Below are 24,274 nucleotides of genomic sequence, written 5' to 3'. Positions count from 1 at the left end.
TCAAAATGCCTCTAGGAACTTAAAATAGATTTCATCGCCGGGTAGATTCGACGGTACGCTGCGTAGTTGGATTCCATCGCCGAAGCATGGGCCGCATTGGGCTGGACGCGGTTGGCAACCCGCACTACTGACTCGCATGCCTTGTCTACGGATGGCCATAGGCCTGCACCTACGCCAGCAAGAATGGCGGCTCCGTATGCCGCGCCCTCCTCGGCTTCGACGATTTCTGCCTCATCGCCGTACACGTCAGCCTGAATCTGCCGCCATAAGGAAGACCTTGCTCCTCCACCACCCAGCCGAATACGCTTCACCGGCAAGTTCATCTCGCTGAAAATTGTGAATGTGTCTTTCAAACTAAAAGCCACGCCTTCAAGAATGGCCCGTACGACGTGCGCGCGTGTGTGTGAAGCCGTCAGCCCCACCAGGACTCCGCGTGCGTTCGGATCAAGATGCGGTGTCCGTTCACCCATCAGATACGGAGCCCACAGAAGCCCATCTGCACCGGCCGGTGTCGTTGCGGCTTCCGCTGTGAGCCGTTCATATGGGTCTGCTCCATCTTGTGCCCACGCGCTCATGAAGGTGTCGCGAAACCATCGCAGGGAAAGTCCCGCGGCCTGGGTCACTCCCATCACATGCCATCGGCCTGGAATCGCGTGACAGAAGGTATGCAAACGGCCTGCCGGATCGAGCGCCGGACGATCCGTAGCCGCAAAAACAACCCCTGAGGTCCCAATCGTGGCACTCACTACGCCGGGAGCAACGATTCCCATACCTACAGCGCCCGCCGCCTGGTCTCCCGCTCCGGCCACCACCGGTGTGCCGGCGGCCAAGCCGGTTTCTTCAGCACCCTTGGCAGAAACTTTTCCACAAATCTCAGGTGATTCATACAAGTCAGGCAAAATTGCTCGATCAATTCCAACAGCATGTAAGACCTCTGCTGACCACTGACGCCGTGCCACATCGAGCATGAGAGTGCCGGAGGCATCGGCAACATCAATGGCCCGCTCTCCTGTAAGCCTGAAGCGGACGTAATCTTTCGGGAGCATGACCGAGCGCACTCTGCTCCAATTTTCCGGTTCATTCTCTCGCGTCCATAAAAACTTCGTGAGAGTGAAGTTCGCCAGAGGCGGATTGCAGGTGAGCTGAATGAGCCGCTCGAAACCAATTTGCTGGCTGAGCTCCTGGCATTGTTTCCCGGTGCGCACATCACACCAGATCAGCGCGGGCCTGACAACTTGATCAAAACTATCGAGCATAACGGCGCCATGCATCTGTCCCGAGAATCCAACACAAGCGATCTGTTCTTTCTGCAGCTTTCCCTGAGCAATCGCCTGGCGCACGGCAAGACGCGCAGCCCGCCACCAATCCTCTGGCTGCTGCTCGGCCCAGCCAATCTTCGGAGACGCGAAGGGTTCGTGTTCTGCCGTGGCAGAGGCGACGATGCTGCCGCGGTCATCCATAATCACAGCGCGTGTGCCGCCCGTGCCAATATCAATGCCGAGAACGTACATTGGCATACGTTCAGTCCTTCCGCCTTCCAAAAACATCTAAACCAACCGCAACCACCAGAATGGAACCCTTAACAATATCCTGGGTAAAATCGGGAACGTTCTTCAACGACATTCCGTTGTCGAGACTCGCCATGAATAAAGCACCTAAACATGCGCCTAAGACACTTCCCCTGCCTCCCATTAAGCTTGCACCTCCGATGACGCAAGCTGCGATCGCATCCAACTCAAGCAGCGTGCCTGCATCCGGTCCGGCGCTGCCGACACGCGCCGTATAAATGATTCCTGCGATTCCCGATAAAGCGCCGAGAATACAAAACGTCGCGAGCACATGTCCGCGCAGGTTGATGCCTGAGAATTTCGCCGCCTCTGGATTGCCTCCTACGGCATATAAGTACCGGCCGAATGTTGTGTTCTGGGTTGCGAAGGCCCCAACTAACGCCACAGTTACGAAAATGAGAACGGGGATCGGTACGCCTGCATATGCATTCAGCGCAACTACAAAACCGACGATGAGTGCGGAAGGCAGCAGGATGCGAACCGCCAGGCCGGTCGTCCATGGTTCCAGACCATGACGCTTGCGCATTGTGTTTCGGTGGAAGACAAGCGCGATGGTGGCAACAACGGCCAGCACCATCAAGACGATCCCCGACGTCTGGCTCAGATACGATTGGCCCAACGCCTTGAAGGAGTGCACCGCGATGGGATAAGTGTTGCCCCCACTGATGCCCTTCGCCACTCCGCGCCACACCAGCAATCCGCCTAAAGTTACGATGAACGAAGGCACTCGTGCATAGGCAGCGAGCCATCCTTGAAGAGCGCCAATGGCGAGGCCCACCATGATGCCAGTAAGCAAAGAAGGAACAAGGCCCCAACCCAGAGAGACTTGTACCAGCACAGCAGCCATACCTGAGAGCCCAACAATCGAGCCGACGGAAAGATCAATTTGACCGGTGATAATCACCATCACCATGCCGACAGAAAGAATGCCGGTGACCGCGGTTTGCCGGATCAAATTGGAAAAGTTGCGCGCCCCGAGAAAAATGCCATCCGTCACCACGGTAAAGATGATCCACAGAGCAATCAGCGCAAATACCATGCTGTACGCACGGACCTTGCCGGCATGAGCTTGCCAACGTAACTCTTTCGGCTCATCTGCCTTCGCCTGTCCGGTTGGTTGCGTCAACATCGTTTTTGTATTGCTATTCACATTCCTCTCTTTAATTGCGGCACGCTACCTGGCCAGTGGCACGGGACATTACATCTTCCGGCGTGGCTTCCTCTCGCGTGAATTCGCCTGTAATTCGTCCCTTGTACAACACCAGGATTCGGTCACACAGTCCGAGTACCTCAGGCAACTCCGAAGAAACCATTACGACCGCCAGTCCCGATTCCGCCAATTTGTTGATCATTGCGTAGATCTCTTGCTTGGCGCCCACGTCAATACCACGCGTCGGTTCATCAAGAAAAAGTACGCGAGTTTCATTCATCAGCCATTTTGCCAGCACCACTTTCTGCTGGTTCCCTCCGGAGAGGGTGCCAACCCCAGTGAACAGAGAATTTGCTTTGATGCGCAGATTTTGGAACAGCGGGTGGCTGGCGGCGATTTCCCGGGATTCATCCGTTAAAAAACGGCGCGAAAGGCGCGGCAATGATGCCAGCGTCATGTTCCAAAGAACCGTCTGCCCGAGCATGAGCCCTGATCCCTTGCGGTCTTCGGTTACAAAACCGATGCCGTGGGAGATTGCGTCTGCAGGTCGAGAGATCTTGACTTGCTGGCCTTGAATGAAAATATCTCCTGAGACTCTTCCTGGGAATGAACCAAAAATAGCGGTGAGAAGTTCGGTGCGCCCAGCGCCCATGAGTCCCGCGATTCCAAGCACCTCACCGCAGCGCACTGAGAAGCTCACATCTTCCACGGCCAACCTGCTGCTCGCTGCCGGGTCCTCGGCCCGGATGTGGCGCACCTCGAGAGCTGTCACTCCTGGAGTTCGCTTCGTCACAGGGAAAAGCTGAGAAACTTCCCTGCCCACCATCTTCGCAATCACCTGCTGCTGGTTTACATTTCCGGTAGCTTCTGTTCCAGCGGTCTTGCCGTCACGCAAAACGGTAATGCGATCACTCAGCCGGAAGACCTCTTCGAGGCGGTGCGAAATGTAAATAATGCCGATGCCTTGCGCGCGAAGGTCACACAAGATGGAAAACAGGTTTTCGGCTTCAACATCGGTCAGCGCTGCCGTAGGCTCATCGAGCACAAGAATGCTGGCTTTGCGGGATAGTGCTTTGGCAATTTCCACAAGCTGTTGGCGCCCTGTACCCAAGCGTTCCGTATTGGTACGAGGGTCAATATCGAGATCCAGATCACGCAGCAATCTCGCTGCCTCGGAATAAAGTTGTTCCCACTGCACAATGCCAAATCCGTTTGGCTCACGTCCTAAGAAAATGTTTTCTCCGACGGAGAGCTTTGGAACCAGCGACAACTCCTGAAACACAACCGCAACCCCGGCATCTCCTGACTCGTGCACGTTGCGGAAGCGGCGCAACTCACCTTGGATGCGTATTTCTCCCTCGTAGTGCGAGTAAACACCCGCGAGGATCTTCATCAGAGTTGATTTCCCTGCTCCGTTTTCCCCCACGAGTGCGTGTATCTCACCCGGATACAGATCGAAGCTCACGCCATCGAGCGCGCGCACCCCAGGAAAAGTCTTGACGATGTTCTGCATCTGAAGCAATGGCAGGCGGGTTGTGAGCACTTCGCTCATGGATGAATCGCTCAGCAATTAATGGCTTGCTATCTTCGGCCACTGGTCGCGGGGGATGTTGCGATAAACATCTTCGATCTTCACGAAACCATCTTTGACAACAGTTTGCGCCATGTTGCTCTTATCAACCGCAATCGGCGTGAGCAAAAAAGAAGGAACATCTTTGGACCCGTTGTTCACCTTTCCATTCGGTTCCACAGCGGAATGTCTGGCGAGAGCAATAGCAATTTCAGCAGCGTGGCTCGCCAAGGGAGCAATGGGTTTATATACCGTCATAGACTGCGTGCCGCCAACAATACGCTGGCAGGCTGTCAGATCGGCGTCTTGTCCTGAAACCAAAGCTTTGCCGGCAAGTTTCTGTTCCTCCAGCGCCTGGATGACCCCGCCGGCAGTGCTGTCATTGGAAGCAACCACAGCAACCACATTATTCCGGGCCTGTGTCAAAGCGTTTTCTGTGTGCCGAAGGGCCTCACTGGGCAGCCAGTCCTTGGCCCACTGGTCTGCAACAATCTTGATGTCACCTCGGTCAACCGCTGGCTTTAATACATTCATCTGCCCTTCCCGAAACAGGCGCGCGTTGTTGTCGGTGGGCGATCCTCCAATCAGAACGTAATTGCCCTTGGGAGCGCGGTCGAGCAGATATTGTGCCTGCAGCTCACCAACCTTGACGTTATCGAATGAAATATAGAAATCCACGTCGCTGTCGCGAATGATGCGATCGTAGGCAAGCACCGGAACATGTTGCCGCTTTGCGCTGTCAACAATGGATGCTGCAATCTCGCCATTGTGCGGAACAATCACCAGGACATCCACATCTTGTGTAAGCAGATTCTCGGCCTGCTGCACTTGAAGGGAATCATTACCGTCGGCAGACTGCACCAATACCTCAGCGCCAAGTTCTTTGGCCTTCTGCACGAAAAGATCGCGGTCACGTTGCCATCGTTCAAGCTGCAGAGAATCCATGGAGAACCCGATGCGAATCGGCCCATTTTTTCCCGTATTGGTTCCAGCGGTCTTGCATCCGGGAACAGTTAAAAACAGGCACGTCAGAACAGAAAAGAGCAGAATCCGTGCAAATCGCATAAGAAACCTCGTTGCGCGCTGGAAAGGCCAGTCCAATGGCACTCAAAAATCCCTTACCGTGTACGTTAACGGCGATGATATAGTACCACGGGCCAGGCGGATTGCAAATCGTCTGGCATGGAGATAACGGATGAAAACCAAGTCTCAAATCAGGGTTGCCGTGCACCGTGCACTTATGGGGATTGCCGGCCTTCTTATTCTCTGCCTTACTGCCCAAGCGCAAGATCTTCCCTACCGCAATCCTAATCTTCCGGTCGAGCAGCGGATAGCAGATTTGCTTTCACGAATGACGCTGGAAGAGAAAGTTGCTCAACTGGAAGGCGCATGGGAAGATCGGCGGTTTTTCAATGATCCACAGGCACTCTTTACTGATGACAAAGGCGCGTTTCTTCCCGAGCGTGCCGCCGTGTTGCTGAAAAACGGCCTGGGAGAGATGTCACGGCCGAGCGTGAATCACGGGCCGCGCACAATGGCTGAGTTCACCAATACCATCCAGAAATGGATGAAAGAGAACACTCGCCTAGGAATTCCTGTCCTCTTCCACGAGGAGTGCCTTCATGGACATGCCGCATTGAAAGGCACTTCCTATCCGCAGGCCATCGCGCTGGCATCCACCTGGGATCCAAACTTGGTTCATGACGTCTTTTCTGCGACGGCCGCTGAAGTTCGGGCGCGCGGCGCACAACAATGTCTGACTCCGGTGCTCGATCTGGCGCGCGATCCGCGCTGGGGCCGCACTGAAGAAACCTACGGCGAGGACCCTTATCTTGGATCGCGTATCGGCGTAGCTGCCATTCAAGGGTTTCAGGGAACCGGACCCTTCATTGATAAGTCGCATGTGATCGCTACCGCCAAACATTTCGCAGTGCACGGCCAACCGGAGGGTGGCACCAATGTGGCGCCGGGCAATTATTCCGAGCGAGTCGTCCGCGAATATTTTCTCAAGCCATTCGAGGTGGCCGTAAAAGAAGGGCACGTGCAAAGCGTCATGGCTTCTTACAACGAAATTGACGGCATTCCATCGCACAGTAACAAGCATCTGCTCGACGATATCCTGCGCCACGAATGGGGGTTCGATGGAGTTCTGGTTTCAGACTACTTCGGCATCACCGACTTGAAGAACCTTCACCACGTTGTTCCTTCCAATGAAGCCGCGGCCAAGCTGGCCCTGGAGTCAGGGGTTGATGTCGAATTGCCTTTCGCCAGCGCGTACCCCAGTCTGATGGATCAAGTGAAGCAGGGAAAGGTTGCCGAAGCCACCGTGGACCGCGCCGTCGTGCGCATGCTGCGCGTGAAATTCCTTACTGGGCTCTTCGATGACCCTTATGTGAATCCCGATGATGCCGAAAAGATCACCAACAGTGCTGAGCATCAGCAACTCGCGCTCAAAGCGGCGCATGAAGCAATCATTCTTCTGAAAAACGAAAATAATTTGCTTCCTTTGAATAAAGCGAAGTACAAGCGCATCGCCATAATTGGCCCTAATGCCGCTGACGTTCATCTCGGTGGATATAGCAGCGATCCCGGGCGCGGCGTGAGCGTTCTTCAGGGCATAAAAGACAAGATTGGCTCAGCCGCTGAAGTACTTTACGCTGAAGGTTGCAAGATAACGGAAACCCAACCTGACTGGGATGCCGATAAAGTTGTTTTAGGTGATCCGACCGAGAACGCTAAGCGCATCCAGGACGCGGTAAAGGTTGCGAAGAAAGCTGACATAGTGATCTTGGCGCTTGGCGGCAATGAACAGACATCGCGTGAAGCATGGGCGGCGAATCACCCTGGCGATCGCGATAACCTCGACCTGCTCGGCAATCAGGATGATTTAGTGAAAACCATTCTTGCCACCGGAAAGCCTGTAATTGTCTTCCTGCAGCATGGCCGTCCGAATTCCATTAACTATATTGCAGAGCATGTGCCGGCAATCCTCGAAGGCTGGTATCTGGGCCAGGAAGGTGGGACAGCGGTCGCTGACGTGCTCTTTGGTGACTACAATCCCGGTGGTAGGCTTCCCATAACGGTACCTCGATCCGTAGGACAGTTACCGGACTATTACTACCAGAAGCCCTCAGCAAAGCGCGAATATCTCGGCAGCACTACCCAACCTCTCTTCCCCTTTGGCTGGGGATTGAGCTATTCGACCTTCAAATATGCGAACCTCAAGGTAGCGCCGGAATCAATTGGCACAGAGGGTCAGACCAAAATATCTATTGATGTAACCAATACCGGCACGGTGCCTGGGGATGAAGTTGTGCAGCTTTATATCCACGATGAGGTGAGTTCGGTGACGCGGCCCATTAAAGAATTACGCGGCTTTCGCCGTATCACGCTCGCCCCAGGCGGCACGCAGACGGTTGAGTTTACGCTTGGCCCAGATGAGCTTTCATTTTGGAACCGTGAAATGCACCGCGTCGTTGAACCTGGTACATTCAAAATCATGGTCGGCGGCAATTCTGTTGATTGGATTGAAACCAAATTGAATGTGATCGCTCAGTAATCAGGCAAACCAATGAAGCGGACAGGCGTTCACAAAATTGCCGAACTCGCCAAAGTCTCGATTGGCACGGTAGACCGTGCTTTGCACAACCGGCCCGGAATCAGCGGAGCCACCAGAAAGAAGGTGCTTCGCATTGCCAAAAAGCTCGCCTACACGCCACATCCCGCGGCCCGCATCCTTTCGGTCGGAAGTGCCAATCTACGAATTGGAGTGTGCATCCCGGAGGAAATTCATTTCTTTTATGACCAGATGCGGGCAGGAATCTTCGATGAGGCTCGGCGAGTAAATGGTCTCGGCATAGAGATCGTATACAGTCCGGTCGCAAGCTTGGGCGAAGGCGAACCAGAACAAGTAAAAGCCCTGATGGCCCGCGGCGTCAACGCGCTTATCGTTACCCCTGGAAACCCGAAATCGGTGACGCCGCTCATCAACCGTGCGGAAAAACAAAATGTGCGCGTAATCTGCATCACGACGGATGCTCCTCGGAGCCGCCGCTCCAGCGTGGTTTGCGTTGACCCGGAACTCAATGGACGATTGGCCGCCGAGCTGATGGCTAAATTTGTGCCTCCTGGCTCTGAAGTAGCGATGATTACAGGCATGCTTACGACCGAAGAGCACCGCCTTAAAGCCAAGGGCTTCTGCGCCGGATTCAAGAAAGATTGCATGAATGGCAAGATCGCCGCAGTCCTGGAGGCACATGAATCGGAGAAGGAGAGCTATCGCAAGACCTGCGAATTGCTTGCCAGCCACCGAGGGCTGCGTGGCATCTATGTGAGCACCGTGAATTGCTTGCCTGTATGCCGGGCCCTACAGAGGTACGGACGCGCAGGCGAAACCCAGCTCATTACAACCGACCTTTTTCCCGAAATGGTACCTCATCTGCAACGTGGGACGATTCGGGCGTCCATTTATCAGGATCCGTATCTTCAGGGACAGCAAGCTGTTCGCCTGCTGTCTGACTACTTGCTAAACCGGATCACCATTCCACATGCCCACTACTTGAATCCCGGAATCGTGTTGAGGACAAATCTGCACTTGTTTCGCGAGGTACAACGCAAGGCCTCCCTGTCATCCGTCCGGCAAAGCAATTCCAGATAATCCCCGCCTCGATTCGATGTATAGAGAAGATCGATACTGTAGATGCCTGCGCGCTCAACTTCCACGGTCATGTTCAACCACTCTCCTGGTTCGGTCCAGCCGACATAGAGTTGCTTCTCTAGAGGTTGCACAAGTCATAAGGACCATTGTCGATCCGGTCATGGAATTTTGTGTAGGAGATGTCAACCCCCTCATCCATTCGGAACTGGTTCAAATACGAACCATCCGCCGGATTCAGGCCGCCACTAATCGGGCAACGTGGCTCCGCTGGTGATCGTGAATCGGGTCCGCACACCAGCGGTTTTAGGCAGGCCTGAGCGCACGCCATCCTGACCTCCCCCGACCCAAACTTCTACGACCCCACGCGCGATGCGGTGCTTGCCTGATTCGTCTACGATGCTCAGCTCCCGGTCCCGAAGTGGGAATGACACCGTTTTCCGCTGCCCGCGCTCCAGATGCACGCGCTTGAAACCCTGCAACGCGCGCAACGGAGCGCCCGCAACACCATGATGGGCGAGGTAAAGCTGCACAACTTCGTCACCTGCCATCGCACCGGTATTGGCGACTTCAACGGAAATCGTGACCGTTCCATCAGCGGCCGCTTTTGCCTTATCTACACGTGCATTGCTGTACTCAAATGATGTATAGCTTAGCCCGTATCCGAACGGATATAAAGGTTCGCCGCTAAAGTAACGGTAGGTGCGCTTGGCCATAGAGTAATCTTCAAAGGCCGGAAGCTGGTCAATGGATTTATAGAACGTAACGGGCAAGCGGCCTGCCGGACTGAAATCGCCGGCAAGCGCCTCGGCCACCGCGGTTCCGCCTTCCTCACCTGGATACCAGGCCTCCATGATCACCGGCAGCTTCTTGTCTGCCCAATTCACGGCAACCGCGCTTCCGCTCATTAGCACCAGCACCGTGGGCTTACCCAAGGCGTAAATACTCTCCAGAAGTTGCTCTTGCGGGGCGGGCAAATCAAGGCTGGTGCGGTCACCACCCGCGAATCCTTCAGCGTGCACATCCATCTCTTCGCCTTCGATGCGGGCAGACAGGCCCAACACCATGATGACGACGTCGGCACTGCGAGCCGCGTCGAGCGCATCGGGTCCTTGCCACCCTGGCATGCTCCACACCAGGTGTGCTTCGGCCGCACGCAGGGCGTGGAAGTACTCGATCTTGACCGCATAAGCATGATCTTTTTCAAGATGGATATTCTTCGTACGGGTCGAGGCAGGCCGGTGAGTCGTCCAGTCCTCGACCACGAGATCGCCATTAAGCCAGACGCGGTAGCCATCCCTGCCCGTGAATCCGACCAGGTAGTCACCGGTCTCGGGAGGCACAAGCACGCCAGTCCAACGCACGGAATAATGTTGTGACAACTCTCGCGAAATGCCGGAGGGGACCGAATCAAAATCAACCGTATCGTCGGTGCGACTCAGGAAAGGCGGTCCCTCAAGTTTGATATTGGAGAAGTACTCCGCCTTCATACCATGGTTCTTGTGCGAGTCGTCGGTATAGAGCACGCTGGCCTGGATGGCTCTGGTGGCCGGTCCAATCAATCCCGTACCGTCAACATAAATGATTTTGGATTGCGCAAAGCGCTGGCGAATGCCCTCCAGAACGGTCACGTATTTGGATGGCGTGCCGTGGTAGTTGCCTTCCAAGGCATCCAAGCTGTCGGCATTGGGGCCAATGACTGCAATCGTTCCGTATTTCTGTTTCAGAGGAAGAAGATTATCTTTGTTCTTCAGTAGAACAATGGATTCACGCGCGGCTTTGAGGGCGAGCTGGCGGTGTGCATCGGTATCGTTTTCTTCGGGCCTGATTTGGGAATACGGAACCGTGGCCGACGGATCGAACATGCCCAGCCGGAAGCGGGCGATGAACAGGCGATGCAAGGCGCGGTCAATATCTGCTTCTGCAAGCAAGCCCTGTTGCACGGCTTTCAAAATGGCGGTGCGCTCTTGCGGCCGGAGACCGCAAGTAAGATCAGTGCCGGTTTTTAACGCTGCACTGACTCCCTCTTCCACGGACTTGGTAAAGTGATGGCCCTGGAAAATGTCGGTTACGGCGCCGCAATCGGACACCACATAGCCCTGAAAGCCCCAATCACGCCGCAGATGCTCTTGCAGCAATGTTGCATTCGCGCAGGCGGGTTGGCCGTTAAGCGAGTTGTAGGCGCACATGACGGACTGCGCTTTGGCCTCCACTATGGCCGCCCGAAACGCGGGCAGGTACGTATCCTCCACGTCGTGACGCGACACTTGCAAATCAACGGAATGCCGGGTTGGCTCAGGCCCGCTGTGTACTGCGAAGTGCTTCGGCGTGGAAACGGTCTTCAGATACTTGGGGTCGTCCCCCTGCATACCGGTCACGTAGGCGACGGCCAGACGCGAAGTCAGGTAGGGGTCCTCTCCATAAGTTTCCTGGCCCCGTCCCCAACGCGGATCACGAAAGATGTTGATGTTGGGCGACCAGACATCGAGCCCATGGTACTGGTCGCTGGATCCGTCAGGGCGTACTTGAGCGGCATATTTGGCGCGGAACTCGGTGCTGATCACTTCGGCAACCTGATGTATCAAAGGCTGGTCGAAGCTGGCGGCCATTCCAATAGCCTGCGGAAATACGGTTGCGTATCGGCTGCCTATATCTCCGTGCAGGCCCTCGTTCCACCAGTGGTACGCGGGAATGCTGAGCCGGGGAATAGCATCTGACGCATCGCCTAGTTGCGAGATCTTCTCCTCAAGGGTCATGCGCGATACCAGGTCGTCAACGCGCTGCTCAATCGGGAGTCCTGGGTTCTTGTATGCGGGGTCTGCAGATGATTGTTGCGCGAATGATGTTGAACAAATAGCGATGCAGAAAAATGCACCCACGAATACGGCTGTCTTCTTTTTCATGTGCCTCATCATGCCACAACCAGAAGACAGTTTCGAGTTTCGGATTTCAAGTTTCAAAAGCAACCCGAAATTTTGCGGTTGTTCTTACTGACAACCGGCAACTGCTTTTGGCAAGACGGCATTCGAGAATGCCTGGGTTTCATGACCGGGCCGCCTTTCTGGCTGAGCTCAGAAAAAAGTGGCCAGAGCGTTCAACCGGTTAGGCACTCGACCCGCGGCAGATGCCAGAAGCTGGAAAGTAACGCCACCTGTCTGCACGATAGTACTATGCCCTATCGCCAGAAGGACCTGTACCAAAGACGGGCCGCATATATCGCACTATATATGGATACGGAGTTATAGTATCCGGGTCGAAAACCTCTTTCCCCGGAGAACTAGACATGGAACGCCACTTCCCGAACAGCCCACTTCCAAGCAACCAAATTCCAGACAGCCGATTTCCGGACCCCAATATCCAGCAACACACCACACGCAACCTTCTACCCCATAAGTTGTTGCAGAAGTACACCATGGGTTGGGAGTGTTCCGTGTGCGGACTCCGCTTTGACCTCAGCGAATCTGAGCGTCATGCAGACGATTACGACTGCGAAGTACCGCACCGTATCCGGCGCATGTTTGAAGCCCACAAATGCGGCAGCCACAGTGTGTGCTGGGTACGGCAGCGACCCAGCACCGCGGTCCCGCTGGATGAAGAGTGAGAAGCTGGAATTTGTATCAACCACCGCGCAGCGCGTGTGGGAAGCTTAGGCCGATGGCCCCGTCCGTCCAGATTTATCAGTGCCCCCCACCCCATTACTTGGAGTAGTCCATGGGGTATTAAGCCACTGACAATCAATGACATACATGAGGTTGGAAAGTAGTGGATCGCAGTATTCTTTGCTCTTACTCAAACCCATCCTTATATATGATATATGTCTTTATCGGGCAAAATACGGTAGTATCCCCCCACTTGCTAGCTTGTGTTTTGAAGTGCCCAAAATCGCGTCTGTCCCCCGTCATTACTGGCGAAAATCGATCTGAAGTGGGGGACTAGCTGGGTAGTTTAAGAACAGTTTCAGGTTTCAAGTTTCGAGTTTCAAAAAACAACCGCAAAAGCTTTCGCCGCAGATGGACGCAGATCGACGCGGATTTTCAGAGGATTTTGTGCGCCTCCCCACCCCACTTGCTAGCTTGTGTCTGAAGTGCCCAAAAAGGCGTCTGACCCGCGTCATTATTGGCCAAAATCAATTTGGGGCGGGGGACTTGCTGGTAGTTTAAAAACAGCTCCGGGTTGCAAAGGAACAGATCCTTCGGCTTCGCCTCAGGATTTCGCCTCGCGGCTCAGAAACCGCGAAAACGGCTCAAGTTGCAAGCTCCCACGGCCAGCCGGAGCAGGCCAAGTGCCAGGCTGCTTACGTCCGCTCAACCTTTTGAATCTACAGCAACAGAATTTTCAAAGACCTAAAGGACTACAAAAAGCCCAGCATTCTGGAATGCTTAACCTAAACACACGTCTAGCACAAGTATTGCCCGCAGTTTCTGAAGAAGCAATAATTTGATACCAGATTGATATCAGTCAGCGGCCAGCACTGGGCTTCGTGTGCCGGAGCTTGCTTTTCAATCCGGGTTAATCCGTGGCGAAAGTCTTTGCGGTTGCTTGACAGCTGCCAGCTACCAGAAAATCAGTCTTAGATTTCGAGCTTCAAATACCCCCGCCCTTCGCACCGCGAAAGGGCGGGGCCACCTGTCCCGTCCTCCGCCTGCATCACGGCTTCTTCGGCGGTGGCTGCTGCTGATCATCGGGTACTACGGTGATGCCAGGACCGGGTGGAAGATCTCGCGGGTCACAGTTACATTCGGCAGCGGCAATCGTGTGTCCCCATGCAACCAAAGTCATGTAGGTGACGTTGAAGAAGTTGGCGATCGCGCCGACCGGTTTCATGACCTTTCCAGCTGGGCCCGCCACGTCGGATGCTTTGTTCAGGTCATCTCCGACGCTGCGGTTGAAAAACGTTGCAGCAGCCTTTTGCAACACTGCAACCTCCGGGTCTCTTGGATTTAGCGGCTGCTTACCGGGTCCCGGTACGTTCTCGGCGGGACCCTGCGCTTGCCCATTCACAAAGTTCTGGACTGTGAAGTTCTGTTCCTGGGTCGCGGTACCGGGCATCAGGTTATTGTACGCATCGAACGTAGCCGAGTAGGTTGTGGTAGTGGTGATGACCTGGGTCTGCCAATTGCCATTCCCCAGAGAGACCGGCTTGGTTATTTCAGTAGTCTTAACCGTCTCTGTCGAGGTTTTTGAGCCGTCTGGATTAGTGGTGACCGTAGGATGGTCGCCTCCGGCGATGTCTTCATGGCCGTCGTCACGCATCACCGTGGGCCGGTTGCGCGAGATACTGTAAAGGTTGAGCGATTGCGGATCGCGGAACTCCGCATAGGGAACAGGAACCGGCTTCTCGGACCAATCTGCCGAGGTAAAGCGACCCAGCATGCTGGCGTAATAGCGGGGGCCGAAGTAATCCAACTGGGATTCGGTATCGGTTTCATTCCCCTCAAACTTGTAGCGATTGGCGCCGCTGGTAAGGGAGAATTCCGTCCCGAACCCAGAGTAATCCGATTCTTCCTCGATGGTTCCTGCCGCCGTCACCACTATGCTGGTGGATTTCAGGTGATCGGAGAGGTAGTAGTGCGCCGAGTTGTTGGCGAGATCGATTCGGGCCACAAGATCGCCGTCAAAGAATACATACTCTGAGCTGATGTTACCCGCGCCGTCGCCTTCTGCGAGGGTATGGCCGAACATCGACCAGTAGCGCTTGCTTGGCGTGCCGCCCTGGGACTTGAGCACGCGCTGCCCGTCTCCATCGTAGGTGTATGTGAATCCAGCCGTGCCCTGCAAGCGGTTCTCAGGATCGTAGGTGTATTGGGCAAACTGATAAGCGGAGAGATTGCCGGCAGCATCGTAAACCAGGCAGTTGGCCCGGTTGTTGGCGTCGCCGGCGCACTGGAAATTACCGCCATGGGCCTTTCCGGCCATGGGCGAAATCTGCAGGTTACCCCAGGCATCAATGGTGTAATTCTCGCCCCAGGAGGTGGGGCCAGTGCTGCTCTGCGACGAGCCTGATGTCAGCCGGTTCAAGGCATCGTAGGTGTAGATTTGTGTTCGGTTAGTGTCCTTGTTGTTGATGATAGACAGCACATCGCGGTTATTGTGCCCGTCGTTGTAGAAGTAGGTCTTGCTCATGTAGTAGCTGGTGACCTGCCCATTATCGGAGTAATACCCGGCAGTCTGAAGGCGTTTGTTGAGATCGGTGCGGAAGTAAATATTGGGCATCCACCGCTGGTATTCCGTACCGTTCGGATAAAACGTTGCGTTGCTCACATACTGCGTGCCGTTGGCATCGGTGGCGGTCAGCGGCTGTCTGGCTGAATTGTACGTGTAATTCACCACGCGACCACTGGGATAATGCACTGCCTTGATGGAGTCATCCAAGTTGTAATCGTAGCTGATGGCCTTGGTCACTCCCGCGATCGTACGCTGCTCACTGATCAACCGGCCCGGAGCATCGTAGCTGTACGTGGCCGTACCGGCCTGGTCGGTCATCGAACTGAGGTGTCCTATGGCGTTTGCGCCAGCGTCGTAGGTGTAGCTGATCACGGGCGATGTGAGCGGACAGGCCTGAGCCAAGTACGCTATTCCCGTAAGGCGGTGCAGTTGGTCATAGCAGTAGCTGATGGTCTGCGTGGCCGATCCCGTCTGGTTGGCTGCGGGTGAGGTCTTTTGCAGCACGTTGCCGTCAGCATCGTAGCTGTAGCTGACTGTTCCCGACTCGGGGTTGTAGGCGGTGAGCAGCCGCGAGAGCGAATCGTAAGTAGACAGCCGCGTGCGCCACTTGGTACTGTCGGAGGGCGCGGTGCCCTGCTGGTCCACACGCAGCAGGTTGCCCAAAGCGTCGTAGCTGTAAAGCGTCACGTAAGGATTCTGCAGGCTTGGCGGAACCGGATCCGCTCCCCCGCTGAGCGTGGCGCTGCCGCTAAAGGAGCCGCCGGGAAAAACGCCAGGCTGTGCCGGGCTGGAAACCACATTCACCGCGACGTTGCCGGCCAAGCCCACGTTCTTGAAGACCATGGAAATGCTGGAGCCGGAAACGGTGGGCGTCACCGGGGAGCCAGATACGCTAAGGCCCTGCCCCAGAACGCAGGCCACCTGGGAGGCCGTACTAGCTCCGGTGGCACAGCCGCTGACCGGAGCGCAACTTCCGCTCGGCCCATAGCAAGCGGTAACGCTGGTCGTGGATCCGATGCTTAGCGTGACCGTGCCTGAGTCCACGCTAGGCGGACCGGCGTTGGTCCCCCCGGCGAGACTGGAGCCGGAAGTGCTAGCGGCAAATGACCCCGTACTGAAATTTGCGGAATCGTGCGTGCAAGTCGCAGCGAGGGTATAGTTGCTGGCAGTCCCGCCAATCTTGGCGATTAAAGATTCGGTGGTTCCCGAAGCCGTGTCCGAAACCAGACTACCGCTGTTAACGATACCGGACAGCCTTGCCGCGATGGTGTTGGGGGTGTCCCATTGGCCAAAAGACGTGCTATAGAGCGTGCCGGCAATTGTGATGGAGCAGGCTCCGGAGTCATAGATCGTGGGACCGGCGTTAGCGCCGCCGGAAAGAGTGGCGCCGGAGGCAGATCCGCCAAAGGAGGCCGCGCTGAAGTCGGTTGGGTCGCCGGTTGAGGATGTTACAGAGAGCGCGTAGCTGTTACCCCCTGTCCCAGCGACTTTGGCAGTCAGCATGACGGTATTGCTTGTGACCGAAGCCGTCACCGGAGATGTCGTATCAGCATTGAAAGCGCTGGCTAGCGCAGCAGGGATGGAAGACTGCGTGCTGGACTGGTCATAGGAAACTGATTTCGTAAAGCCATTGACCGTGATGGATACTGTGCCCCAATCATAGGTGGTGGTAGGAGGATTGAATTCCCAATCCACGCAGTCGCCATTCTCGTTGTACACCGCGCAGTAGCGATCGCCGCCTGAAGTAACCGACTGATCCGAACCTGTAATCGTGACACTCCCGCTGGCTGGCTTAGCCGGTGTCGCAGCTTTGCTTTGCTCGCTGCCGGTCAAGGCTACCGAGCCCGTACCTGGCGTGGGCGTAGATCCCGACAAGTTCCGCAGGCTACCGCTTACGTTCAAGCTACCCGACGCTGGCGTCCCGGCGGTGCCGATTCCGGGCTCGTCCACCTCAATCAGCCGACGTAGAGCATCAGTGCAACTCCTGCGCTGCTTCCCTGCTTCATCCGTGGCCACAATGCAGTTGCCGCCGCTGTAGTCCACGGTCCTGATGCTGTTGTCCTGCTCGGTGGCGCTTGTGGCCCGGCCTGCGCCATCGTACACGGTCTGACTAACGCCGTAAGTCGCATCCCCAGTGGTGAGATAGGGATTGGTCGTGCTGATCACGTGATCCATACCGTCGTAGGCCACGTCTGCCAGGATCGTGCCGCTGGGTGTCACGTGTTCTGTACGCGTGGCGTGACCAAAACCATCAAAGTGCGTGGTCAGGCTGTCATTCATGCTGGTGGTGATCGCCTTGAGCTGCTCAATGGTGCTCACTTCGGGATACGCGAAGGTCGATGTCGGCTGATTGCCGTTCAGGTCAGCCGGCTGCACGTTTGAGGTCAGCCGCTTGAGAGCATCGTAACTGAAGGAAGTTGTGTGGGCCGGATCGCCGGGAGTGGTTCCGATAGCCGGGTAGCCGGCGTTGACGTCGGTACTACTAGTGAGCAGGCCGGTGTTGACATCATACGTCGAGCTGCTGCACTGGTTCCTAGCGTTGCAGATCTTCGTTGGCAGCATCCCTTTATATGCCAGGTCATAGCTGTACGTGGTGGTGTGCCCGCCGGGATCGGTGGATTGATACACCTCTCCTGTGTCATACCAATTGGTGTGGCTGGCGACGGAGCCACCGGTGTTGAGCCACTTGCTCACTGTGGTGGGATTGCCGCGCACGGGATTCGGCGCCGCCACGTGACTGCCTGCAGGCAGGGCACCGACCGTGCCTTCATAATTGGTCAGGTAGGCCGGTTCATCGTAGATGGAGTCGGTTTCTGCCATGCAAGCTTTGAGTGTGCCGGCGCCGTCTACCGGGCAGCTGCTCTTGATATTGTTGGCCGCGATCGGGCTGACGACGATTGTTGATGCCGGCAGGTCGAGCATGTTGGCTGTCAAATAGCGGCTGTCCTTTTGCCACTGATAGACGGTATCCTGCTCCCGCAGCAGCGCGCCGGGGGCACCTTGACCCCAGTCATACGTCTTTTGCGACGTTACCAGATTGAGAAAGGGTAAGCTGGGAGCGTAGTCGGTGTGAACCAAGCTCACTTTCTGACTAGGGAACAACGTGGTCTTCACATCGCTTGGCACGCCGTAGGCGCCGCCGAAACGGCTGTTTAACCAGGTCGTATCCACCTGCTTCAGGGGCGTTCGGCTCCCTCCGCTCCCCTGGTAAGACACGGTGCGGGTCTCGCGAAAATCGCATGATGGCGTAATCCACGTGGCGGTAAGATCGACGAAGGTATGAACTGCGTCATTGCCTGAGGGATCGGTCATAGTGTGGCTCAAAGTCCCGTCACCGGCTTGCGGACTCCATTGGTAGTTCGAGGTAAAAACGTGTCCGTTAACATCGGTCATGGTCCGCGACTGTACGGCGCGGCTGACCTTGGTGATGTCGTTCCCAGCCACATTGCAAGCGGGGAAGGTTCCTTCTCCCCAGCCGTATTGGATCGTGGCTCCGGTGGGGGTCGAGAGCGACGTGACTTCCCCATAGCTGTCATAGCTGATCGCCCACTGTGTATTATCGGGTAAAATGACGTTGCTCAAATAGACGGGCTGGCGCCAGGGGCCGGGAAAGGGATGCCCTGAATAGGCATCCTGAAACTGGTGGACACCCGCCTGAGAAAAACTAGTGGCCAGTTGCGGATACGTAGCAAAACATAACTTGATCTGGTTGGTTTGGCCATTGGGGGCGGGGTAGTTGAAATAAGACACCCAAATCGGGCCGGCAACACTCGTGCAGCCTGCCGACTCAGAGCCTGCGGCAAGATGAGCGGCAATCATGGTTCCTCCCTGGGGGCCTATGCCGGGAATAGCTATGGGCGGGTTGAGAACGTTTCCATTGACGTCTGTGACACTGCTGAGGCTCCATTGTTGTATACAGGTAGTGGTTTGAGTTGAGCCGGGCAGCCCGTTGCCAGGATCCGTCGTACACTCACCTATACCACCAGTAGGAAACTGGCCGCTATACTGAGTGCCATTGCGATCGATAATGGTGGCAGTGGTGTAGACGCCAGTACCATCATCTCCGCTTACTTGTATGGTGTAGCCGCTGCTGTCTCCACCGATGGGGTGTACGGCGCCGTCCCAGGTGACCAGCGTGTCAGGGGTACCGGCCGAGTAGCTGGGGAACTGGCCGTCGGGCCAAACTTTCTGCCAAACCCTAGTCATTGAAAAGCTGGCTGTGCTTACGAACAATGAGTCCTGCCCGCACGGCCCCGTACTGAACGGTGGCGTACTCCCGGTTTGGCATATGGATGTGGGCTGCCACTGTCCCGGGCTGGGGGTGTCGTACGCTTTCCAAGTCTTCGAGTTTAGGACCATGTAATACTTGATCCCCAGCTTGCCCCGCTGCGGGTAGTCAACCGGCAATGGAATATGCAGCGTAAGATTTCCGTTCATGAGGTTGACGGTATCCACGCTGCTGCTGTCATATGATCCTTGCGGTGGAATTCCGTTTGACAAGTTGGGCTGGCCTTGACCCATCATGAAAATGCTTTGCGCCAGAATGATTGCAGATACGAGCACCAGCTTGACTGATTTCATTTTTCCTCCACGCAGCTCTAACCTAGGAATGAAGCAATGTTTTCAACTTGCACCACCGCCAGGACTCTTAGGAATGGGGTTGGCGCAGTTACAGCTCTGACTCCCGATCATTTCTTCCGATCTTCCGATCGGTCGAAAACGGATCTGATTCAAGTTGCTGCTCACCCTACCATGACGAAAACCGGCAAAATGTTACAGAACTTTTTTCGCCCAGCCCTGCGCGACCTCCGCATGCATCACGGGCATGGCAAACAGAACCAGGGCCAGAAATAAACCGGCTCTCCTGGCTTTGCAGAAAAGGAGTGAACTACAAGCAGCAACTGCACACAAGATTGAAAACGCACGGTGATGCATATTATGTCCTCCGCAACTCGCTGGGTTTTAAGAATCAATAATGGAAACGCATATTTTGGCTTAGACCCCGATAACGTTCCTAAGGTTCCCGTTCGCCAGTTAGCATTCAAAGCGGCGCCCGTTGAGAACTTCGGCTTTCTGCCCTCACGGGTGATATGGCGCCAGCGGCGAAAATGTTACAGAAACTTTTTTTCGTCCAACCCGAGTGACCCTTGTGCTACGCAAAAACTCTCCAGGTCTATGAAATCAATGATTTGCAGCCGACCTATTCCACAGTTATTTGACCGTCGGAGCCGAATAGAATTTTTGCGTACTATAAGCGTGGGATTCTGATTGTGAATGTCACTATTCCAGGCGTTTTTCCGAATCCTTGTATATATGCACGGACCTGTTGAGTGTGGCACTGCGGTTGGAAATCGCCAGGCGGAAGGCCAGGATTGCCGAAAGACATCGGCGACTGAAGCGGTTAGAGAAACAATAGAAAACAACCTCTGGTAGAGGATAGAGGCCGTGTTGTGTCAGAAGATTGTCATCGCAGCCAGGAAGACTGAACCTGAGCCGAGGCGATGTGCCCTCGCCTGATCAGGTACACAATACTGGAATCAAAAGGCCGCCCACGAGGTTTGAGATACAATCTCGCGGGCGGCCTTTCCGTACATCGGTTTGTGAGTCGACAGTTATTAGAAGAAGAAGCGCGCGGATACTTGCATAGTACGTGCACCTTGCGCGCCCGTGATCCTGCCAAAGTTTTGCGACTGGTTGAGTGAAGCCACACCTCCGACCGTAGTCACCGTAAGCCCAGTGTTGGGCCCAAAAAAGTTTGTATGGTTGAAGACGTTGAACGCGTCCATGCGGAACTGGAATTTCAGGCCTTCAGACAGCTTGAAGTCCTTTGAGACTGAGGCGTCCACGTTCACTTCGCCGGGCGCCCGCAAAGCGTCGCGTGGAACATTGCCGAAGCCGGTTGGAACAATGCGCGTTCGAACGCCACCAATGGTAGCGTAAACCGGCCCGGAGGGCGTTAGTGGAAAGTTCGGGTCGGTTGCAGGGATGAGGTATTGTACAAATGTCGATCCTGGCAATCCAAAGTTCATGATCGGATTCGCCAGCTTGAGGTGGCTGGGGTCTCCGTTCGGGCGCTGATTGTTGACGCCTGGAATCTCGTTGGTTTGGGTGATGTTTATGGGTAGCCCGGTGTGTCCTACAAATACGGATGATATGTGCCAGTCGCGCAGCCACCACGGACCGGAAGTTGTGTAGGTGAACGCGACATTCATGGTGTGCTTTACATCGATGCTGCTGACGGCCCTGTCGGCCGCGCGATGTGAAGCGTCCACAGTGTATTGCGCGTTCGCCGATCCGTTGGGAGCGGAGAAGTTGTAGATGGTGCTACCGTCATCGAGACTCTTGGCAAACGTGTAGTTGGCGGTAATGGCGAGATGCTTGTTGAATCGGCGACGAAGCGAGGCCTGCAGGGAATCGTAGCTTGAGCGTCCGACGTCGGTATTGGTTGCGAAAGTGCCCAAGTTAGGAAACGGCCTTGCCAACTGGGTTGTCAGGTTGGTGTTGGCCAGGGTTACGGCATCCACCTGCGAGAGCGGCACGTTGTTTTGCCCAATACCATAAGGAAGGTGGCGTGCGAAATTCCCAATGTAGTTGACCTCCAGCGTAAGAGCGAACGGCAACTCGCGTTGGATACCGACGTTCCATTGCTGCACAAGCGGAATGTGGCTGAGATCGCCAAACGATGTACCCGCTCCGGTGAATGGATTTGCAGGCGACGCCCCCACGAGGGCGGCAAAGGGATTGCTCAAATTTTGCACCGCTATGAGCGGGAGACCCTGCGAGAGCGAGAACGGCTGAGCGATTGCTGTTCCCAAGTTGGGGAAGCTGCCGGTCACATCATATCCGGGATAGGCGATTTGACCACCCAGGTTCTGGAAGATGGTTCCATAGAATGTACCGTACGCGGCACGAAGGACGGTCTTCTCAGTGATGGCGAAGGCCATGCCGATACGCGGGGAGAAGTCGAGCTTCGGTGTATTGATGTTCAGCGAACGCGACGTCCCATTGATGTTCGCCGCCAGCAAGTTGCCGGTAGCGGGGTCAAAACGGCTATAAACGTTGTTTGCGATCACCATCGGCGACTCGTACTCGTAGCGTGCTCCCAAATTGAGGGTCAACCTCGGCGTAACTTTCCAGTCATCCTGGAAGAAGACGCCGATGTTGAAGTTTCGCCGACCGGTTTCGGGCATGGGCAACTGATAATTGGCGGTCTTGATCTTGCCGAGGAGAAAATCGGCAATTCCTGTGTTGGCATTGCCAGCGTTGCCATGGTTCGTGGTAGAGCCGTCGAAAGACATAGTCCCTTCAGGATTAGCGGAGGGATTGAAGGAGTTGAACTGATTCTTGCGAAGTGACGCACCCATCTTGAAAGTATGAGGACCAACCGTCTTGGTGACGGTGCCAAACTCAGTGAACGTATTCGTGATATTCACCTGATCCGTGTTGGTATCCGCTCCAATGTTGCTGAAACCAGGGCTGGTCATTTGGGGCGTCTGATCCAGGGGCAGCGAGGCAATTCCAAGCTGCTGGGCTGCATTCATGCCGACGCCAGGCGGGTTGCGGAGCACGACGTTGCGAGTAAAGCCAAAGTTCACATCCATGACCAGGGTCGGGCTCCACACCCGGGTGTAGTTGATGGAGGGCAGCCATGCATTGTTGCAGGTGCAATCCCATGTGGTGTTGAGCAAAGGATTGTTCCAGGAGACTGCATTTGGCGTCTCGGTTGTGAAGCGGTAGACGTTAATGCTCAGCCGGTCATTGGTTGTAAGTTGCTCATCAAAACGACCTACAACCCTGAGGCGATGGCCTGTGTTGTTTTGCTGCGAGACCCAGTTGCCGGTAAAGCGATTGTTCACCGGATCGTATGTTCCGGGAGCGTTCGGCAGTGGCAGCAGGGCGAGTATTTTCGCGGCTGCGGGATCAATGGGGCCAACCTGGTTATTCACGAACGCCGGCGAAGTCTTTCCAGTGGGCTGAAAGATCTTCTGCGGAGTACGTGGCTGGCCGTTGATATCCAACGGAGCAAGAGCGGCGGAGAGGTCACCCGCGCGCTGCGCGGCAGTAGGAACGGTAAACGCGAGAACCGCGGAGCTGGGCTGGACCGTGCGGTCGTAGTTGAAGAAGAAGAAGGTCTTTTTACGGCCGTCGTAGTGAGGAAATCTGACCGGACCTCCAATGGCCCCTCCTTCCTGGAAAAAGCGGTCTCTGTTGCGCGGGAGGAATGTCGCGAGGTTCGCGGGGTTGGGGGTGCGCTTGTTAAAGAATGTGTTGGCGTCGAGGGCCTCATTGCGCATCAGAAAGTAACCGCTGCCATGATAGGCATTCGTGCCGGAGATGGTATTTACCGAGATCACGGCCCCTGAAGTGCGGCCGTACTCGGCCGGCGAATTGGTGGTGAGGGCGCGGAATGAGTCGACCCCATCCGGCGATGGCAGAGTGATTGGAGTTCCCGTCGAGGCAATGATGGTAGAAACGCCGTTCAGCAGAACTTCTGTGTTCAGTGTACGGCTGCCGTTGATCGAGAGCTGAGAGGTGGATGGTGTATTGGCCGCGCCGCCGTACGCGGCGCCAGGAACGAATGCCAGCAGGTTTTCAGTGTCGCGTCTTTGCAATGGCAAATCCTGAACTTCGCTCGGCGTGACCAGAGTCGAGACGTTTGATGTGCCGCGGTCCAACTCCTCACCCCTGGACTCGACCGTCACCGTCTGGTTGCTCTCGCCGATCTGCATAGTGATGTTTACCTGCGTAACCTCCGCAACGCTGGCGACGAGATTGTTGACGACCGCCTGTTTGAGCCCCTTCGCAGTGACCGTAATTCGGTAGGTACCAGGAATCACCTGCGGCGCCACGAACGAACCGCCCGAGTCACTCTTGCCGTTGAAGACGGTCACACCGGTGTCTTGATTAACGATGAAGATCTGAGCATCGGGCACAAGGGCTCCTAACGGATCCAACACCTGGCCACGAATGCTTGCGTTGGTGTTTTGCGCGTATACCGCGTCCACACCTGTGAACAAAGCCAACAGAATGCACCATCCGGCTAGACCGACGATCATTGTCGTCCGGTTCCGCCGAATGCCTCTGACTGGATATAACACCCCAAATACTTGAGTGAAATTCATGAGAAAAGCCCTCCTGTAGAAACTGCAAAAGTTGTAGTTTCGTGC

At 55.5% G+C, this 24,274-nt stretch carries 10 protein-coding genes; 3 read left to right on the top strand and 7 right to left on the bottom strand.

All coding sequences use genetic code 11. From position 1 onward, the window contains the following. Positions 1-11: 11 nt before the first annotated feature. From xylB to xylF, 4 genes are read right to left on the bottom strand one after another with little or no spacing between them, the layout of a single operon-like run. Positions 12-1,517 (bottom strand): xylulokinase, encoded by a 1,506-nt coding sequence (xylB, locus tag VK738_00120; GenBank protein ID HTD21037.1) that lies wholly within the window; start codon positions 1,515-1,517, stop codon positions 12-14. Between the two features lie 4 nt (positions 1,518-1,521). Beyond that, positions 1,522-2,718 carry a sugar ABC transporter permease gene (locus VK738_00115; protein HTD21036.1) on the bottom strand — a complete coding sequence of 399 codons (1,197 nt, stop codon included), beginning with the start codon at positions 2,716-2,718 and terminating at the stop codon, positions 1,522-1,524. A 10-nt stretch (positions 2,719-2,728) separates the two neighbouring features. Next, a complete protein-coding gene (locus tag VK738_00110) occupies positions 2,729-4,270 on the bottom strand; it encodes a sugar ABC transporter ATP-binding protein (GenBank protein ID HTD21035.1) in 1,542 nt (513 codons plus the stop codon). An 18-nt stretch (positions 4,271-4,288) separates the two neighbouring features. Beyond that, on the bottom strand, positions 4,289-5,353 hold the full coding sequence (xylF, locus tag VK738_00105; GenBank protein ID HTD21034.1) for a D-xylose ABC transporter substrate-binding protein: 1,065 nt from the start codon (positions 5,351-5,353) through the stop codon (positions 4,289-4,291). Between the two features lie 130 nt (positions 5,354-5,483). On the opposite strand from xylF, the gene VK738_00100 reads away from it, so the two are divergent. Further along, positions 5,484-7,847 (top strand): glycoside hydrolase family 3 N-terminal domain-containing protein, encoded by a 2,364-nt coding sequence (locus VK738_00100; protein ID HTD21033.1) that lies wholly within the window; start codon positions 5,484-5,486, stop codon positions 7,845-7,847. 12 nt (positions 7,848-7,859) lie between these two features. Further along, entirely contained in the window at positions 7,860-8,945 is a 1,086-nt protein-coding gene (locus tag VK738_00095; protein ID HTD21032.1) for a substrate-binding domain-containing protein, read from the top strand. 245 nt (positions 8,946-9,190) lie between these two features. On the opposite strand, the gene VK738_00090 is transcribed toward VK738_00095, so the two are convergent. Continuing rightward, positions 9,191-11,845: a glycoside hydrolase family 3 C-terminal domain-containing protein gene (locus VK738_00090; GenBank protein ID HTD21031.1), complete on the bottom strand. Its 2,655-nt coding sequence runs from the start codon at positions 11,843-11,845 to the stop codon at positions 9,191-9,193. Positions 11,846-12,225: 380 nt separating this feature from the next. Between VK738_00090 and VK738_00085 the strand changes: the two genes are divergently transcribed. Beyond that, positions 12,226-12,543 (top strand): hypothetical protein, encoded by a 318-nt coding sequence (locus VK738_00085; protein ID HTD21030.1) that lies wholly within the window; start codon positions 12,226-12,228, stop codon positions 12,541-12,543. Between the two features lie 1,046 nt (positions 12,544-13,589). On the opposite strand, the gene VK738_00080 is transcribed toward VK738_00085, so the two are convergent. Both VK738_00080 and VK738_00075 read right to left on the bottom strand, forming a co-directional pair. Next, the gene (locus VK738_00080) at positions 13,590-19,688 is read right to left on the bottom strand and encodes an RHS repeat-associated core domain-containing protein (protein HTD21029.1); all 6,099 of its coding nucleotides are present in this window, start codon (positions 19,686-19,688) and stop codon (positions 13,590-13,592) included. 1,034 nt (positions 19,689-20,722) lie between these two features. Further along, positions 20,723-24,163, bottom strand: coding sequence for a TonB-dependent receptor (locus tag VK738_00075; protein HTD21028.1), 3,441 nt, complete (start codon positions 24,161-24,163; stop codon positions 20,723-20,725). Between the last annotated feature and the right edge of the window lie 111 nt (positions 24,164-24,274).

The sequence above is a fragment of the Terriglobales bacterium genome (assembly GCA_035487355.1).
Lineage (GTDB): Bacteria > Acidobacteriota > Terriglobia > Terriglobales > Acidobacteriaceae > QIAW01.
The sequence above is the reverse complement of the archived record's forward strand: the minus strand, read 5'-3'. Positions and strand labels throughout refer to the sequence as shown.

Excerpts from the sequence above, each read along its gene's own strand:
- VK738_00095 (HTD21032.1), top strand. The coding sequence starts at position 7,860 with ATGAAGCGGACAGGCGTTCACAAAATTGCCGAACTCGCCAAAGTCTCG.
- VK738_00075 (HTD21028.1), bottom strand. The coding sequence starts at position 24,163 with ATGATCGTCGGTCTAGCCGGATGGTGCATTCTGTTGGCTTTGTTCACA.
- xylF (HTD21034.1), bottom strand. The coding sequence starts at position 5,353 with ATGCGATTTGCACGGATTCTGCTCTTTTCTGTTCTGACGTGCCTGTTT.
- VK738_00085 (HTD21030.1), top strand. The coding sequence starts at position 12,226 with ATGGAACGCCACTTCCCGAACAGCCCACTTCCAAGCAACCAAATTCCA.
- VK738_00080 (HTD21029.1), bottom strand. The coding sequence starts at position 19,688 with ATGAAATCAGTCAAGCTGGTGCTCGTATCTGCAATCATTCTGGCGCAA.
- VK738_00090 (HTD21031.1), bottom strand. The coding sequence starts at position 11,845 with ATGAAAAAGAAGACAGCCGTATTCGTGGGTGCATTTTTCTGCATCGCT.
- VK738_00110 (HTD21035.1), bottom strand. The coding sequence starts at position 4,270 with ATGAGCGAAGTGCTCACAACCCGCCTGCCATTGCTTCAGATGCAGAAC.
- xylB (HTD21037.1), bottom strand. The coding sequence starts at position 1,517 with ATGCCAATGTACGTTCTCGGCATTGATATTGGCACGGGCGGCACACGC.
- VK738_00100 (HTD21033.1), top strand. The coding sequence starts at position 5,484 with ATGAAAACCAAGTCTCAAATCAGGGTTGCCGTGCACCGTGCACTTATG.